At 67.2% G+C, this 16470-nt stretch carries 12 protein-coding genes; 11 read left to right on the plus strand and 1 reads right to left on the minus strand.

All coding sequences use genetic code 11. The features are described from left to right. Positions 1-12: 12 nt before the first annotated feature. Positions 13-2502: an FAD-dependent oxidoreductase gene (locus AAGA11_09380; GenBank protein ID MEM9603062.1), complete on the minus strand. Its 2490-nt coding sequence runs from the start codon at positions 2500-2502 to the stop codon at positions 13-15. A 242-nt stretch (positions 2503-2744) separates the two neighbouring features. Between AAGA11_09380 and AAGA11_09385 the strand changes: the two genes are divergently transcribed. The 11 genes from AAGA11_09385 to AAGA11_09435 all read left to right on the plus strand — a co-directional run bounded on the left by AAGA11_09385 (position 2745) and on the right by AAGA11_09435 (position 16219). Beyond that, a complete protein-coding gene (locus AAGA11_09385) occupies positions 2745-3284 on the plus strand; it encodes a tripartite tricarboxylate transporter TctB family protein (GenBank protein MEM9603063.1) in 540 nt (179 codons plus the stop codon). A 9-nt stretch (positions 3285-3293) separates the two neighbouring features. Then, positions 3294-4817 (plus strand): tripartite tricarboxylate transporter permease, encoded by a 1524-nt coding sequence (locus AAGA11_09390; protein ID MEM9603064.1) that lies wholly within the window; start codon positions 3294-3296, stop codon positions 4815-4817. A gap of 5 nt (positions 4818-4822) precedes the next feature. After that, positions 4823-6307 carry an aldehyde dehydrogenase family protein gene (locus tag AAGA11_09395; protein MEM9603065.1) on the plus strand — a complete coding sequence of 495 codons (1485 nt, stop codon included), beginning with the start codon at positions 4823-4825 and terminating at the stop codon, positions 6305-6307. After that, the gene (locus AAGA11_09400) at positions 6304-7602 is read left to right on the plus strand and encodes an aminotransferase class III-fold pyridoxal phosphate-dependent enzyme (protein ID MEM9603066.1); all 1299 of its coding nucleotides are present in this window, start codon (positions 6304-6306) and stop codon (positions 7600-7602) included. The genes AAGA11_09395 and AAGA11_09400 overlap by 4 nt, the downstream gene beginning before the upstream one ends. After that, positions 7599-8543 carry a phosphotransferase gene (locus AAGA11_09405; protein MEM9603067.1) on the plus strand — a complete coding sequence of 315 codons (945 nt, stop codon included), beginning with the start codon at positions 7599-7601 and terminating at the stop codon, positions 8541-8543. Before AAGA11_09400 ends, AAGA11_09405 begins: the two co-directional genes overlap by 4 nt. Then, positions 8540-9304 (plus strand): IclR family transcriptional regulator, encoded by a 765-nt coding sequence (locus tag AAGA11_09410; protein ID MEM9603068.1) that lies wholly within the window; start codon positions 8540-8542, stop codon positions 9302-9304. The genes AAGA11_09405 and AAGA11_09410 overlap by 4 nt, the downstream gene beginning before the upstream one ends. A 19-nt stretch (positions 9305-9323) precedes the next feature. Beyond that, positions 9324-11009, plus strand: a complete 1686-nt coding sequence (locus AAGA11_09415; GenBank protein ID MEM9603069.1) for an amidohydrolase family protein — start codon at positions 9324-9326, stop codon at positions 11007-11009. A gap of 220 nt (positions 11010-11229) precedes the next feature. Continuing rightward, entirely contained in the window at positions 11230-11559 is a 330-nt protein-coding gene (locus AAGA11_09420; GenBank protein MEM9603070.1) for a hypothetical protein, read from the plus strand. 143 nt (positions 11560-11702) lie between these two features. Then, complete coding sequence (locus tag AAGA11_09425; GenBank protein MEM9603071.1) at positions 11703-12911, plus strand: acetyl-CoA C-acetyltransferase; 1209 nt, start codon at positions 11703-11705, stop codon at positions 12909-12911. Between the two features lie 9 nt (positions 12912-12920). Beyond that, on the plus strand, positions 12921-15068 hold the full coding sequence (locus tag AAGA11_09430; protein MEM9603072.1) for a 3-hydroxyacyl-CoA dehydrogenase NAD-binding domain-containing protein: 2148 nt from the start codon (positions 12921-12923) through the stop codon (positions 15066-15068). Then, positions 15068-16219 (plus strand): acyl-CoA dehydrogenase family protein, encoded by a 1152-nt coding sequence (locus AAGA11_09435; GenBank protein MEM9603073.1) that lies wholly within the window; start codon positions 15068-15070, stop codon positions 16217-16219. The genes AAGA11_09430 and AAGA11_09435 overlap by 1 nt, the downstream gene beginning before the upstream one ends. Positions 16220-16470: the final 251 nt, after the last annotated feature.

A 16470-nucleotide genomic window follows, 5' to 3' on the forward strand; every position in this document is an offset into this window, starting at 1 on the left:
CCTCTTGTTGGCTCAAGCGCGCATGCGCGCGCCAGTGGGATCGTAGAACGGCTTGAGTTGAAGATCGATGGGCACGTGCTCGCCGGCGATCTGCACGGTGCACGGTGCGTCGCCTAGCCAGACGTCCGTAACCCCCTGGTCTGCGTGCACGGCGGCGAGGCCGACCATGGCGTCGAGCCGGTGTCCCCAGTCGCCCGAGGTGATGTGTCCGATGCACTCGCCCGCGCGCCACACCGGCTCGTTGTGGATCAGGTAGGGTCCCCGCTCGGCGGTGAGCCCGGGCGCGCGCGCACAGACCACCCGGTTCCGCGGTGCCCCGCCGTCCTCGGCGCGGTGTCGGTACAGCGCCTCGCGGCCGATGAAGTCGGCTTTGTCGAATCGAACGGTGAAGCCCAGCCCGGCCTCGAACGGGGTATCGTCCTCGCCGATGTCGTGGCCGAAGTGCAGGAAGCCTTTCTCGATCCGGCAGGCGTTGAGCGCGAACATGCCCATGTGTCGCAGGCCGTGGGCCTCGCCTGCAGCGCGCAGCGCGCTGTAGACGCCGCAGGTGAACTCGGTCGACAGCAGCAGCTCGAAACCGAGCTCGCCGACAAAGGACCGGCGAATGGCCCAGGCCCGCGCGTGTGCGATGTCGCATTCGGCAGCGGCGCCGAATGGCAGGTCGAGGTCGTCGTCCGAGAGCGATTGCAGCACCGCCCGTGCGGCCGGCCCGTGCACGCTCAGCAGGCCGTAGGCGGCAGTGGCATCGAACACCGCCACGCGCTGCCCGGGCGCGATGTGCTGGCGCAGCCAGGCGAGATCGCGTTGTTGGCTCGGGTGACCGGTGATGACGAGGAAGCGCTCGCTCGCGAGGCGAACGACCGTCAGGTCGGCTTCGATGCCGCCGCGCGCGTTCAAGAAGGGCGTGTACACGGAGGTGCCGACCGGCACATCGAGTTCCGCGCAGCATACGCGGTTCAGGGCGTGGACCGCATCCGCGCCCTGCACCTCGTACTTTGCGTACATCGACTGGTCGACCAGGACCGCGGCATCGCGGGCGGCCAGGCACTCGTCACGCACCGCGTTCGACCAGGGCTTCCAGCCGAGGCTCGGGGTGTCGGACCACGGCCGCGCCGGGCGGTGGTGGTCGAAATACATCGGCACTTCCCAACCCGCGCGTTCCGCCATGGCGGCACCGGCGTCCACGAGTTGTCTGTGCAGCGGCAGCGTGCGTATGCCCCGGGCTGAGTGGACCTGCCGCCCGGCCCAGGCGAGCCCGTAGTGAAACCCGACGCTCTCGGCTGCGCGCGTGCGGTTGTAGCGCGTGTTGCACTGGAACCGGTGGGCCCGGTTAGCCAGCAACGGTCCCATCGATCGCGAGGGGTGACCGTCAATCAGCCACTCGGCGAGTGTCAGGCCGACGCCGCCCGAGTTGAGGATGCCGTTGGAGTTCATGCCGGTGGCGACGAACACACCGCTGACCTCGGGCACGGGCCCGAGGTAGGGACGGCCGTCCGGCGTGAAACTCTCGGGTCCGTTGAAGAAGGTCCGGATGCCGAGGTCCGCGAGGGCCGGCATGCGTGCGAACATGCGCTCGAGTTCGGGTTCGACGTGCGCCATGTCGAACGGCAGCTCGTCGAATTCGAAGTCCGCCGGGATGCCGTCGACGGCCCAGGCCTTGCCGGCGGCTTCGAACCCGCCGATCAACAGCTTGCCGGCGTCTTCCTTCCAGTACGTGCGCTCTTCGCTGATGTTGAGAACGGGCTGGTCCGGGGCCAAGCCGGCCACCGGCTCGGTGACGATGTAGAAGTGTTCCGCGGCGTGCAGCGGCACCGTGATGCCGTGGGCCTTGGCAAACCGGTGCGACCACATGCCGGCCGCCAGCACCACCTGGTCGCAGCGAATCTCGCCGCGGTCGGTCACGACGCCGCGCACCCGGCCGCCGTCGATCTCGAGCCGCACGGCGGCGGTGTGTTCAGAGATCGTTGCGCCGTGCGCGCGCGCGCCCCGCGCCAGTGCGGTGGTCACGTCGAGGGGGTTGACCTGGCCGTTTGACGGCACGTGAAAGCCGGATACGACATCGTCGGTGCGAATGCCCGGCCAACGTTCCGCCACCTCCTCGGGTGACAGCAGGCGCGAGGGGATGCCCATGCGGGCCGCGTGGTCGTGGCTGCGTCGGAGTTGCTCGTGGCGGACGGCGCCGAGGGCGAGGTTGATCGTGCCGTTTTGTCTGTACCCGGTCGCCTGGCCGGTTTCGACCTCGAGCTCGCGGAACAGCCGTGCTGTGTACTTGCCAAGCTCGGTCTGGGCCGAGCTGTCGCGCAGCTGCCCGACAATGCCGGCGGCGTGCCAGGTGGTGCCACTGCCGAGCTTTTTGCGCTCGAGCAGCATCGCCGACACGCCGCGTTGCGCGAGGTGGTAGAGGATGGACACGCCGATGATGCCGCCACCGACAATGACGACCGGCGCGTGGTCGGGGAGACGCGCGCGTGTGCGTGCGCGGACGGGTGGCGTCGTCGGCATGGGCTGGGTCCTTGGGCGAATCCCGCGCTGGCATGGCGGTGTGTGCGCTACCTCGCGGCTTCAGTGCCAAAGCTTGACAGAGCCCGGTGCGGTTCACAATATAATGCACTTAGGGTGACAATAGTGAACCTGCCGGTGTTGCACAATGGCCCACCACGTGGGGTGCGCGAGGCGCAGCACGGGTGTCTGTGGCACGATGCGCCGGTGCCCTACGCTGCGGCAACGCCGACCCGGGAGGGGCGATGATCAAAGCACGCACGCTGCAAGACCTCTTCAGACGCTATCGCCGGCCAGGCGACCTGGTGTTTGGCTTGGCGTTTCTCGTCTTTGCCGTCTTCATCGTCTACTCGCTGCCCACCGAGGCCACGTTGTCCGGCCGCGGCAGCCTGTTTGCAAAACCGGCCTTCTATGTGCACGTGGCGGCCTACGCGATGCTGTTGTTTGCGGTGCTCCACGTGTTCAGCAGCCTGGTGTCCGAGGCACTCGAAGGCCGCTGGCGCGAGGTCTGGCTCTGGCTGCGCTCGATCGAATACGCCGTGTGGTTTCTCGCCTACGTTGTCATCGCGCCGGTGCTGGGTTACTTGCTTGCGACCCTGGTGTTCACGCTGAGCCTGACGGTCCGGCTCGGCTACCGCTCCCGCAGGGCACTGGCGCTGACCGCGTTCTTCTCGGTGTGTGTCGTGGTGGTGTTCAAGAGCTTTTTGCAGGTCAAGGTGCCCGGCGGGCAGCTCTACGAATACCTGCCATCGGCGCTGCGCACCCTCATGCTCACCTACTTCTGAGGCCGATCGATGGACGCGTTGCTCTCGGGGATCGAACTGCTTCTGCGCTGGGATGTGGCGCTGGCGCTGGTGGTCGGTTCGGTCGGTGGGGTCATCATTGGCGCGATCCCGGGTGTCGGCGCGGCTGTCGCCATCGCCATCCTGCTGCCCGCAACCTTCTCGATGGACCCCATCGTCGGTTTGACTCTGTTGCTCGGCATCTACGGTTCGTCGATGTACGGCGGGGCCATCCCTGCCATTCTCATCAACACGCCCGGCACTGCAGTCAACGCCCTGACCACCTACGACGGTTACCCGATGACCCGGCGCGGCGAGGCGCGGCGCGCGCTGTCGCTCGCTTATTCCGCGTCGTTTTGGGGGGGCTTGTTCGGCATTTCCTGTCTGATGTTTCTGTCGCCGCTGCTCGCGCTGGTGGCCCCGCACTTCGGCAGTCGCGAAATTTTCCTCGCCGCCCTGCTCGGGATCGTGCTGGTGGTGCTCGCGCACCGCGGGCAGGTCTTTGCCGCCGGCATGCTGGCGGCCTTTGGCATGCTGCTCAACACGGTCGGCTTGAACCCCGTCACCTACCAGAAACAGATGACCTTCGGGCAGTCCTGGTTGACCGGCGGCTTCGACCTGATCGTCGTCGTGCTCGGCCTGTTTGCGCTGAGTCAGGCTTTCCTGTTGTTGGTCGAGGACGATCAGACGCCCAAGCCGCAACGCGTCGAAGGCAGCTTGTTCAGCGGGCTGAAGGACATCTGGTTGTTTCGGCGCATCGCCACCGTGGGCTCGAGTTTCGGCGTCATGATGGGGATGATCCCTGGCGTCGGCGAGTTCACCTCGCAATTCCTCTCCTACACCTATGCACGGCGCACCTCGAAGACCCCCGAGGCCTTCGGCGACGGCGCGCCGGAGGGGTTGGTCGCCTCCGAGGCCGCCAACAACTCGGTGCCACCGGCTGCCTTGATTCCCTTGCTCGCGCTTGGCATTCCAGGGGAGGCGCTGACCGCGATGATGTTGTCGGTCTTCTACGTGCACAACGTCATCCCGGGGCCACAGCTGTTTGAGACTCAGCTCGATTTCGTCTACGCGCTCTACGTGTCGCTGATGATCCTGAACGTGATCGTCGTGCTCTTTCTGCTCTCGGCCACCAACCTCCTGACCAAGATCATCCAGATCCCGACCCGTTACCTCGGCATGATGATCCTGACGCTCGCGTTCATCGGGGTCTACTCGATACGCAACTCGGTGATCGATTGCATGGTGGCGTCGAGTTTCGGCTTTCTCGGCCTGATTCTCCGCCGGCTCAACCTGCCAACCGTGCCGATCGTTCTCGGCATGGTGCTCGGTGGGATCATGGAAGCCAAGCTGCGCACGGCGATGATGCGGGTCAGTTCGCCGCTCGATTTCGTCAACCGCCCGATCGCCGCCCTGCTCTTTCTGGCGATCGTCTACGTCCTGGTGATGCACGTGGTGACGCTGCGGCGTGAGCACCGGCAGCGGCTGGCCAAGGCCGATCAGGACACCGACATCCACGACACCCAGTTCAGGTGAACGCAGTGAAGCAAACCGACATCGACGCCTTGCGTGTCGAACCCGTGGCCCCGCGCGGGCTCTTGATCGACGGCCAGATCGGGCCCAGCCAGGACGGTGGCGTGCACGAGGTGCTATCGCCGATCGACGGTCGCGTTCTGACGACCACCGCAGCAGGCACCGCCGGGGACGCGGCGCGGGCCGTTGCCGCCGCGCGGGCGGCCTTCGACGACGGCCGTTGGCGCAACCTGCCGCCGGCGGCCCGCAAGCGGATCATGCTGCGTTGGGCCGATCTGATCGAGGCCGAGGCGCTCGCCCTGACCGTGCTCGGAGTGCGCGACAACGGCACCGAGATCGGCATGGCGATCAAGGCCGAGGCCGGTTCGGCGGTGGCGACGCTGCGCTACTACGCCGAGGCAATCGACAAGCTGTACGGTGAGATCGCGCCGACCGATCCGGCTTTTCTCGGCCTGGTCCACCGCGAGCCTGTCGGCGTGGTCGCCGCCATCATCCCGTGGAATTTCCCGCTGATGATCGGTGCCTGGAAGCTCGGCCCGGCCTTGGCCGCCGGCAACTCGGTGGTGCTGAAACCCGCCGAGACCGCGTCGCTGAGCGTGTTGCGCCTCGCGGAACTGGCACTGGAGGCCGGCGTGCCCCCGGGTGTGTTGAACGTGGTCACCGGTACGGGCGAAGTGGTGGGCGACACGCTGGCGCGCTCGATGGACGTCGACGTTGTGGTGTTCACCGGCTCGGGCGCCACGGGCCGTCGGCTGCTCACCGCGGCGGCTGAAAGCAACCTCAAGCGCTGTTACCTCGAACTCGGCGGCAAGTCGGCCAACGTGGTGTTCAACGACGCACGTGATCTCGATGACGCGGCACGCGTCAGCGCCGCCGGGATCTTTCGAAACGCCGGGCAGGTCTGCGTGGCCGGTTCCCGGCTGCTGGTGCAACGCGACATCCACGACGACTTTGTCGCTGCGCTTGGCGCGGCGAGCGCGGCCATGACCGTGGGCGACCCGCTCGACCTCGGCAGCCAGATCGGCGCGATCAACAACGCCGCCCAGCTCGAGCAAAACCTCGCGCGCGTCGAGACCGCCGTGCACGAGGGGGGCACGCTCTACCAGGGCGGTGACCGCTTGCACGCGGCGTCCGGCGGCTACTACATGGCACCGACCATCCTCACGGACGTCGCCGAGCACCACAGTGTCGCCCAGCAGGAGGTGTTTGGCCCGGTGCTCGCCGTGACGCCGTTCGATACCGAGGACGAGGCAATTGCACTGGCCAACAGCACGGTTTACGGCCTGGCTGGTGGCGTCTGGACCGCCGACCTCGGGCGCGCCCACCGCCTGGTGCGCGCGATGAAAACCGGTGTGGTCCACGTCAACACATACGGTGGGCCCGACGTGACGGTGCCGCTGGGGGGCGTCAAGCAGTCGGGCAACGGACACGACAAGTCACTGCACGCCTTCGACAAGTTCGTCGACCTCAAGACCGCGTGGATCAAACTGTGACACGCGACACCGCTGCGCTGCTCGCCGACCGTGCACGGCTGCTCGGCCCGCGGGTCAGCACCTTCTACGACAATCCGGTGCACCTCGTGCGCGGCGAGGGCGTGTGGGTATGGGATGCCGACGGACGCCGCTACCTCGATTGCTACAACAACGTGCCGCACGTCGGCCACTGCCACCCGGCGGTGGTCGAGGCCATCGCGCGGCAGGCGGCGACGTTGAACACCCACACGCGCTACCTGCACGACGGCATCCTGCGCTACGTCGAGAAACTCACCGCCACCTTTGATGCGCGTCTCGGCACCGCGATCCTGACCTGCACCGGCTCGGAGGCCAACGACATCGCCCTGCGTATGGCCGAGTCGGTCAACGGCAAGCGCGGCGTCATTGCGACCGACCACACCTACCACGGCAACACGACCGCGGTGGCGCAACTCTCAATGACCAACCGACCCGAGACCGGGGTGGGTGACCACGTCGCCCACGTGCCTGCGCCGGACAGCTACCGGCCGCTCGGCGGCGAGGCGGGCCCGGCCCACGCGGCGGCCTTTGCGGCCGCGGTGAAACAGCAGATCGACGCACTCAACGCAACCGAGCACGGGTTTTCGGCGCTGATCGTCTGCCCGTACTTCTGCAACGAGGGCTTTCCGGATCTGTGCGACGGCTTCCTCGCACCGGCGGTCGAACACGTGCACGAGGCGGGTGGTCTCGTGATCGCCGACGAGGTCCAACCGGGCTTCGGCCGCCTCGGCAGCCACTTCTGGGGTCACCAGAAAGCCGGCATCGCACCCGACATCGTGACCCTCGGCAAACCGATGGGCAACGGACACCCGGTGGCCGGTGTGGTCACCACGATCGACACCATGACCGCGTTTCGCGAGTCCGTTCGGTACTTCAACACCTTTGGCGGCAACCCCGTGTCCTGCGCCGCCGCTGAGGCGGTGCTCGACGTGCTCGAGGCGGAGGGTCTGGTGGCGCAAGCGCACGAGGTGGGCAACTACGCGCGGGCGGGGTTGCGGGCGCTGGCCGACACGCATGCCTGCATCGGCGACGTGCGCGGCGCCGGCCTCTTCTTCGGCGCCGAGATGGTGTTGGACAGGTCCGCGAAGACCCCGGCGACCGCGTTCACCGACCGCGTCGCCAACGCCATGCGACAGGAGGGCGTGCTGCTCAACAAACTGGGGATCCACTACAACACGCTCAAGATCCGGCCGAACTTGCAGTTCACACGCGCCGACGCAGACGTGCTGCTCGACACCCTCGACCGGGTGCTATCGGCTGTCGAGCTGCGCCCGTGAGCCTCGACACCGCGCACCGCGCGTTGACACAGTGGCCGCTGTCCGTCGCCGACCTGCGGCTGTTCGCGCAGCGGGAAAACGCGGTTTTCAGAGTACGGACAGACACCGGCACGTGTTTCGCGTTGCGCGTGCACCGCCAGGGCTACCAACGCACGGCGGCGTTGGCGTCGGAACTCCACTGGATGCAACACCTGCACGGCGCAGGCTTGCCCGTTCCGGTCCCGGTGCCGAGCGACGACGGACGCCTGCTGCGGCACCAGGACGGGTTCGCCGTGGACGTGCTGACCTGGCTCGACGGAGAGCCGCTCGGTCAAAGCGGCACACCGCTCGCCCACGCGGACCGAGAGGGGTGCTTCTTCCGCCTCGGACAGACGCTCGCCCGCGTGCACGCGGCGTCGGACGCGTGGGCCTTGCCGGGTGGCTTCGAACGCAGCGCCTGGGACCTCGACGGGCTGATCGGCGACGCGCCGCTCTGGGGGCCCTACCTCGACAGCCCGGCGCTCACCGCTGCGCAACGCGGCACGCTTGCCCGGGTGCGAGACGCCCTGCGGGCGGCGTTGGACGGATCGACGCTCGACTACGGGCTGATCCACGCCGACGCGGTGCCCGAGAACGTGTTGCTCACACCCGACGGCGTGGCGCTGATCGACTTTGACGACAGCGGCTTCGGCTACCGTCTGTTCGATGTCGCGACCGCCCTGCTCAAACACCGGGCCGAACCGGACTACCCGCGGCTGGAGGCCGCGTTGATCGCGGGTTACCGCGCGCTGCGTCCGATCGACACCGCGCACCTGGCGGCGTTCAGCGTGATGCGCGCGCAGACGTACATCGGCTGGATCCGGGCGCGCATCGACGAACCGGGTGCAGCCGTGCGCCAGCAACGCGTCATTGACACCGCGCTGTCGCTCGCGGTCGACTACCTCGAGCGCGCGCCCGCATGAAAACCGTCGACAAGGCCATGACCGTGCTGGCCCAATTCACCACCGAGCGCACCGAAGTCGGACTGACGGAGCTCGCACGCCTCGCGGACCTCGACAAAGCGGCAACGCGACGCTTGCTGGTTGCACTGATCAAGCACGGGTACGTCGAGCAGTCGACCGTGACGCGCGGCTACCGTCTCGGCCCGGGCTTTCTCGCGCTCGCACGCGTGCGCGAGGCCACTGTGCCACTCAAGCGCGCCGCGCAGGAGACGACCGACTGGTTGACCCGGACCGTCGACGAGACCGCGCACATCAGCGTGCCGCTGCCGGATCACATGGCAACCCTCGCGTACACCCTGCCGAGCCGGGGCAACATCATCAACATCGTGCCGTCGCAGCCCCTGCCGTTTCACGCGACAGCGTCGGGCATCGCCTACCTTGCGGCCTGCGATGCCGCTCGCCTCGAGGCGGCCTTGCGCACCCGACGCGCACGGATCACACCGCACACGCCGACATCCAAGGCGGCGACGCGCGCTGCCGTCGACGCCGCGACGTCGCACGGGTATGCGCATTGCCAGAGCACCTTCGAGTTGGGCGTGTCGAGCTTTGCAATGGCCTTCTTTACCGGCGACACCGCACCGGCGGGCACGGTGTCCGTTGCGTTGCCCGAGCAGCGGTTGGACGGGCCACGTCGCAAGCTGCTGTTGGCCGCCTTGCGCGACGCGGTCGAGCGCATCGAATGCGCGCTGACCGGTCAGCGACCGTCGGTGTCCCGTGCCTGAGTTGCGGTTTTGGTCACTGGTGACCGCCCTCGTTGCGCTCATGCCGCTGTGCGTGCACGCCGCCGGGCCAGTGCAGGTGTTGTACAACGCCAGCGTCTACACCGCCGATGCCGAACAGCGGGTTGTGGAGGCGATCGCCTTTGACGCGGACGGCGTCATCCGCGCGGTCGGCGACAGCGACTCGTTGCGCGCCCGTTACGGTGGCGGCATCGACCTCGACGGCGCCACCGTGTTGCCGGGTTTTCACGATGTGCACCTGCACGCCGTCGAGGCCGGGGTCAACAGCGTGTTCTGCCCCGTGTCCCAGTTTGGAAGTGGCTCGCGTTACCGCACAGAGCTACGACGGTGCGCAGCCGACTGGGCGGCGGACGATTGGGTCATCGCCGCGGGTGTCAACATGGCGGCCTTGCTTCGGACGGTATCCGACCCGCGCGCGTTGGCGGATGCCGTGGTCGCCGACAAGCCACTGTTGGTGATTGATGACCTCGGCCACGGTGCCTGGGCCAACTCGCGCGCGCTCGCGGCCGTGGGCTTCGACCGCATCACGGGCTCGCCGCCCGGCGGTCTGGTGCTGCGCGATGCGCGCGGGCAGCCCAACGGCGTGGTGCTCGAGTCTGCGGCGCAAACGCTGATTGACGCGGCGCTGCCGCAGGCTGAGTGGCTCGACACAACCACCGAGCTGTTTGCCGACGCGCTGGCCGAGCTCGCACGCCACGGCATCACCTCCGTCAGCGACGCCGGCGGCTACTGGCCACGTGGCCACCACCGCGTGTGGCAACGCACCGAGGCGGCCGGAGGTCTGACCGTGCGGGCGAGCAACGCGCTCTACCTTTACCCGGATCGTGACCCGGACGCCCAGATTGCCCGCCTCAAGCAGCTCAAGACGGCCGGTGAGTCAGGCTTGCACCGCTTCGACCAGGTGAAGATCTACGTCGACGGTATCCTCTCGCAAACCACCGGACGCGTGGCCTCGCCCTATGCAGTCGACCTCGGGCTGTCGTTGCCGGGCGCGTCGGGCTTTGACTACTTTGACACGGCCGTGTTGCGGCGTTACGTGCGCGACTTGTCAGCGCTGGGGTTCAGCCTGCATTTTCACGCGACGGGCGAACTTGGCGTGCGCGCCGCGCTCGACGCCATCGCGGCGGCTGCAGACGGGTCGGCCCCGCACCGTGTGACCCACGTCTACCGGGTGCACCCGGCAGACCGTGACCGGTTTGCCGAGCTCGGCGTGTTTGCCGACTTCCAGATCGCGCCGAGCGCGCAATCGGGCAGCTACCAACGCTACATCGCGTCCCTGCTCGGCGTGCGGGCACCCGACCTCATGCCGCTGACTGCGTTGCACCGTGCCAAGGCGCCGATCACCCTCAGCAGCGACTGGGACGCCGACGTGCTCTCGCCGCTGGTCAAGCTCGCCACCGTGCTCGAGCAGCACCCGTCGCTGTCGCGCGCGGACGTGCTCGACATGATGACAATCAACGGGGCCAAGTTACTCCGCCAGGCCGACAAGACCGGCTCCCTTGAAGTCGGGAAGAGGGCGGACATCGCGATCATCGACGGCGATCTGCTGGACGCACAGCCACGCGACATCGCCGCGTTGGGCATCGTCGCGACCCTGTTGAGTGGCCGGGCGGTGTACCTCCGCGAGCCCGCGTGGCCACTTGACGACGCCGACAGCTGGCATCCCCGCGTTCAGATCGGCAATTGAATGGCACCGTCCTGGCCGATCGGCTCTGCACGGCGCTTGCCGCTGCAGGACAACCCGGTGGGCGACGACCGGGGCCGCTTGCCCACAGGCCCGGTACGGCCCGCACCGGGTGCGGTGTCCGACACGGCACTCCAGCCTCTTCGCCAAACGCCACACGGTTGATGCGGTTCAATGTTACCGGTAACCTTTCGGGCGTTGTCTCACCGACCAGGGCCGCCACATGATCGTACGAACCGCGTATTTCGAGGGCGAGTTATCGGACGCGGACGCCGCTGCGTTCCAGGCGTACATGCGCACCACCGTCGCGCCGATCATCCGGACCTTCCCCGGCTGCCTCGGCGTGCAGATCAACGTCCCGGTCATGCTCGAGCCCGCTGCCCCGCAGCAGTCGCTGTTGATGATCCAGCACGGCTACGAGTCCGAAGCCGCGCTCGAGGCGGCGCTCGCCTCCGACCAGCGTCGTCAGAGCATGGAAGCCACGGTCAAGGCACTCGAGCGGTACGGGGTCACGGTGTTTCACATCAACCACCGGCGCGAAACGCTCGACTGAGTCTGCCGGTGCACAGCCCCGTGTCCAAAGGGGTTCGGTACACTGTGGCGAGGCGGTGATGGCCGCTGTGCCGCGCGTTCCCACAGCGCGGGGTGCGATGACGGTCCGTGCCACCCCGTGCCTCACTGTACCCGGAAACTGCCATGCCTGAACCCGCCTACATTTTCGATGCGATCCGCACGCCCCGATCCAAGGGCAAGGCGGGCGGCAGCCTGCACGAGGTCAAGCCGATCAACCTGGTGACCACCCTGCTCGACGCCATGCAGCAACGCCACGACCTCGACACTGCGCGGGTCGACGACGTGATGCTCGGCTGTGTGGCCCCGGTCATGGAGCAAGGCGCCGTGCTACCGAAGATTGCGCTGCAAAAGGCCGGCTGGGACGAGAGTGTGCCCGGTGCCCAGGTGAACCGGTTTTGCGCGTCGGGTCTCGATACCTTCAACACCGCGGCGGCGAAGGTGGCCAGCGGCTGGGAAGACCTCGTCTGCGCAGGCGGTGTGGAGAGCATGAGCCGGGTGCCGATGGGTGCCGACGGTGGCCCGTTCGCGGAGGACCCGGAGACCGCAATCCAGACCGGCTTCGTGCCGCAAGGTATCGGCGCCGACCTCATCGCGACGATCGAGGGTTGGAACCGCGAGAACGTCGACGCCTTCGCCGTCGAAAGCCAGCGCCGCGCGGCGCACGCGCGGGACAGCGGTTGGTTCGACCGATCGGTTGTGCCGGTGCGCGACGACAACGGCATCACCATCCTCGAGCGAGACGATTTCATCAAGCCTGACACCAGCATGCAGACGCTGGCGTCGCTGAAGCCGAGTTTCGAGGCGATGGGACACATGGCCTTTGATGCCGTGGCGTTGAAGAAATACCCCGAGGTCGAGGCGATCGAGCACGTGCACACTGCCGGCAACTCGTCGGGTATCGTTGACGGCGCCTCGCTGATCCTGCTCGGCAGCGAGCAGGCGGGGAAAGACATCGGCCTGGCACCGCGTGGCCGCGTGGTGGCCACGGCACTGACAGCGACCTGCCCCACCATCATGCTCACCGGCCCCGGTCCGGCCGCAACCAAAGCGCTGGCCAAAGCCGGACTCACGCTGGACGACATCGACCTCGTGGAGATCAACGAAGCCTTTGCCTCGGTGGCACTGCGCCTGCAACGCGACCTCGGCGTGCCGGACGAGAAGCTCAATGTGGTGGGTGGCGCGATCGCCATGGGCCACCCGCTCGGTGCGACCGGAGGTTGCCTGGTATCGACCATGCTCGACGAGCTGGAGCGTCGCGACCAGAAGCGCGCATTGATCTGCATGTGCGTCGGCGGCGGCATGGGCATCGCCAGCATCATCGAACGGGTCTGAGGCGGCGCCGTGCGTGACTTTCACTTCGAACCCGACGCCGACGGCATCGTCACCGTGACCCTCGACATGCAGGGTCAGTCGGCCAACACCATGAACGCGCGGTTCGTGCCGGCAATGGACGCCGTGCTCGCGCGACTGCGCGCGCTCGACACCCTGAGCGGCGTGGTATTCGCCTCGGCCAAGCACACGTTCTTTGCCGGCGGCGATCTCACGCTGTTGTTGTCGATCGACACCGCCGACGCCGACACCTTGCACATGGTCGAGGAGAACAAACGGGCCTATCGCGAGCTCGAACGCCTGCCGGTGCCGGTGGTGGCCGCGATCAACGGCGCCGCGCTCGGCGGCGGCTACGAGCTGTGCCTCGCCTGCAACCACCGCGTGCTGTTGAATGCGCCACACGCGGTCGTCGGTTTGCCGGAAGTCGGCCTTGGCTTGTTGCCCGGTGCCGGCGGGGTCGTGCGGTTGCCTGCCCTGATTGGCCTCGAGGCCGCGTTGCCCCTGTTGCTCGAGGGCAAGCAACTCAAACCCGAGAAGGCGCTCGCCGCCGGTCTGGTCGATGCGCTGGTCGACGACCCCGACACGCTGATCGACACCGCCAAGGCGTGGATTCGCGCTAACCCCGACGCACACACCCAACCCTGGGACCAGAAAGGCTTCCGCTACCCGGGTGGAGGCGCTGTCTCGCCGAAGATTCGGCAGATCGCGACGGTGGCGAGCGCGCGCCTCGCGGCCAAGACTCGCGGCCTGCTGCCCGCACCGGAGAAGATTCTCGACATCGCCGTGAACGCCATGCGCATGGATTTCGACACTGCGCTCCGGGTCGAGAGCCGCGGCATCTGTTCGTTGCTGACCACACCGGAGTGCAAGGCGGCCATCACCACCTTCTTCTTCGGCCAGCAGGCGATCAAGAGCGGCAAGGTGCGGCCCGAGGGCGAACGGTGGCGCGCGACACGCGGCGCGGTGCTCGGCGCCGGCATGATGGGCAGTGGCATCGCCTGGGCACAGGCCGTTCGTGGGCTGCACACCTGGCTCAACGACACGGACCTCGACAAGGCCGAACACGGCAAGGCCTACTCCGAAGGCCTCGCGGACAAACGCGTGGCACGTGGTCAACTGCGCGACGCCGACAAGGCGGCGCTGCTCGAGCGCATCGTGCCAGTCGATCACACCGATGCGATTGCCGGGGCCGACCTGATCATCGAGGCGGTGTACGAGGACGTCGCGCTGAAAGAGTGTGTGATTTCCGAGACCTTTGCCAAACTCGCGCCTGACGGTATCTACGGCTCGAACACCTCGACCCTGCCGATCTCACTGCTCGCCGAGAGCTGCCCCGAACCCGAACGGTTCATCGGGCTGCATTTCTTCTCACCCGTCGACAAGATGAAGGTGGTCGAGATCATCCTCGGTGAAAAGACCGCCGACGTGACCTTGCGCAAGGCCTACGACTACGTCCAGCAGATCGGCTACATGCCGATCGTGGTCAACGACAGCCGCGGTTTCTTCACCTCGCGCGTGTTCGGCACCTACCTCGACGAAGGCCAACAGCTGCTGATCGACGGGCTCTCGGCGCCCGCCATCGAACGCGCCGCGTGGATTGCCGGCATGCCGGTCGGGCCACTCGCGGTGCACGACGAGGTGTCGATGGTGCTCTCGAAAAAAGTGCACGACACCCACCTGGCGCTCGACGCGCGGCTGGGTGTGGAAAACGGCTTTCCGGCCGACAACGCCGCGACGCAGGCGGTCGCGTTCAAGCTGGTCGAGCAAGGGCGTGGCGGTCGACACTACGGCGGCGGGTTTTACACCTACACCGCCGACGGCGGCAAGCACCTGTGGGACGGGCTGTCGCAGTTTCGCGTCGGCAACAGCGAGGTCAGTGTCGACGCCGCGGTCGAGCGGCTGCTCTACCGGCAGGCGATCGAGACCTTGCGGTGTTTCGAGGAAGGGGTGTTGCGCACGGAGATCGAGGCGAACCTCGGGGGCATCTTCGCCATCGGCTTCCCGGTGCACACCGGCGGTGCCCTGCAGTTCATCCGCGGCATCGGGATCGACGCCTTCGCCGCGCGTGCGGCCGAACTCGCGGAGGCGCACGGGCCGCGTTTCGCGGTCAGGCCCGCAGCGCTCGAGGCGCTGCGCAACAGCCAGGCGGTGGCGGCGTGATCCGCCGACGGTTGTTCGACGACGAGCACATCATTTTCCGTGAGAGCGCGCGCAAGTGGGTTGCCGAGCACGTGGCACCGCACGCCGAGCGTTGGCGTGAGCAGGGCCAGGTGGACCGCGCCGTGTGGCGCGCCGCCGGCGAGGCGGGCTACCTCGCGATGTTTGTCGACCCGGCCTACGGCGGCCTGGGTCTGGACGACTTCCGCTTCGACCAGATCCTGATCGAAGAGCTCACACGCATCGACAGCAGTTTCTACATGCCGCTGCACAACCGGATCGTGGCGCCCTACCTCCACACACTCGGCTCCGCTGAACAGAAACAGCGTTTTCTGCCGGGGGTGTGTGACGGCAGCTGCGTGCTCGCCATCGCGATGACCGAACCCGGCACCGGGTCGGACCTCGGCGGCGTGAGCACGCGGGCCGAGGACAAGGGCGATCACTTCGAACTGACCGGCGCCAAGACCTACATCTCCAACGGCCAGCTCGCCGACCTCGTGATCGTCGCGGCGCGCACCGACCCGACCGTCTCGCACGGCATCGGTCTGTTCCTGGTCGAGCGCGGCATGCCCGGCTTCACGCGCGGCCGCAACCTGAAGAAGCTCGGGCTCGACGGCCAGGACACCTCGGAGTTGTTCTTCGACAAGGTCGCCGTGCCGAAGGCCAACGTGCTCGGTGGCGCGACTGACGGCTTCCGCAACATGATGCTGAACCTCGCCGAGGAGCGCCTCGGCGGCGCCGTGCAATTCGCTGCACGCGCCGAGCGCGCGTTTGAGATCACGCTGGCGTTCGTCAACGAGCGCAACGCCTTCGGACAACCGATTGGCGCGTTTCAGAACACCCGCTTCAAACTTGCCGAACTCCGCACGCAACTCGACGCCGCCTGGAGCCTGGTCGACCACTGCGTGCTGGAGCACCTCGAGAACGCGCTGACAGCCGAACTCGCCGCCGAGGCCAAGCTGTTTACGTCCGAGGTCGAGGGCCGGGTGGTCGACGAGTGCCTGCAGTTGCACGGCGGCGCGGGCTACATGGACGAGTACGAGATCACGCGCCACTACCGCGACGCCCGGGTCAGCCGTATCTACGCCGGCACCTCCGAGATCATGAAGGAAATCATCGGCCGAAGCCTTGGCCTCGATTCCCGCAAGCGTTGAGTCAACTCGCGCCGTCTTGCATTGCCTGCGCGGCCCGGCAAGGACGACAATGGGATGGACTCCTCCCCACCCTTTCGACTGACGGTGTCTGGGCACCACAATGGTGTTTTCACGTAACCCATTGAAACGAAACGATGAGGAGGAAGTCCGTTATGCACATTACCCACGTTGGGGTCGATATTGCAAAGTCCGTCTTTCAAGTTCACGCTGCAGACAAACGCGGCAAGGCGCTCTGGCGCGCCAAGCTCACA

This window comes from Pseudomonadota bacterium, from assembly GCA_039196715.1.
Classification (GTDB): Bacteria; Pseudomonadota; Gammaproteobacteria; order CALCKW01; family CALCKW01; genus CALCKW01.

Excerpts from the sequence above, each read along its gene's own strand:
- AAGA11_09390 (MEM9603064.1), top strand. The coding sequence starts at position 3,294 with ATGGACGCGTTGCTCTCGGGGATCGAACTGCTTCTGCGCTGGGATGTG.
- AAGA11_09380 (MEM9603062.1), bottom strand. The coding sequence starts at position 2,502 with ATGCCGACGACGCCACCCGTCCGCGCACGCACACGCGCGCGTCTCCCC.
- AAGA11_09410 (MEM9603068.1), top strand. The coding sequence starts at position 8,540 with ATGAAAACCGTCGACAAGGCCATGACCGTGCTGGCCCAATTCACCACC.
- AAGA11_09420 (MEM9603070.1), top strand. The coding sequence starts at position 11,230 with ATGATCGTACGAACCGCGTATTTCGAGGGCGAGTTATCGGACGCGGAC.
- AAGA11_09385 (MEM9603063.1), top strand. The coding sequence starts at position 2,745 with ATGATCAAAGCACGCACGCTGCAAGACCTCTTCAGACGCTATCGCCGG.
- AAGA11_09425 (MEM9603071.1), top strand. The coding sequence starts at position 11,703 with ATGCCTGAACCCGCCTACATTTTCGATGCGATCCGCACGCCCCGATCC.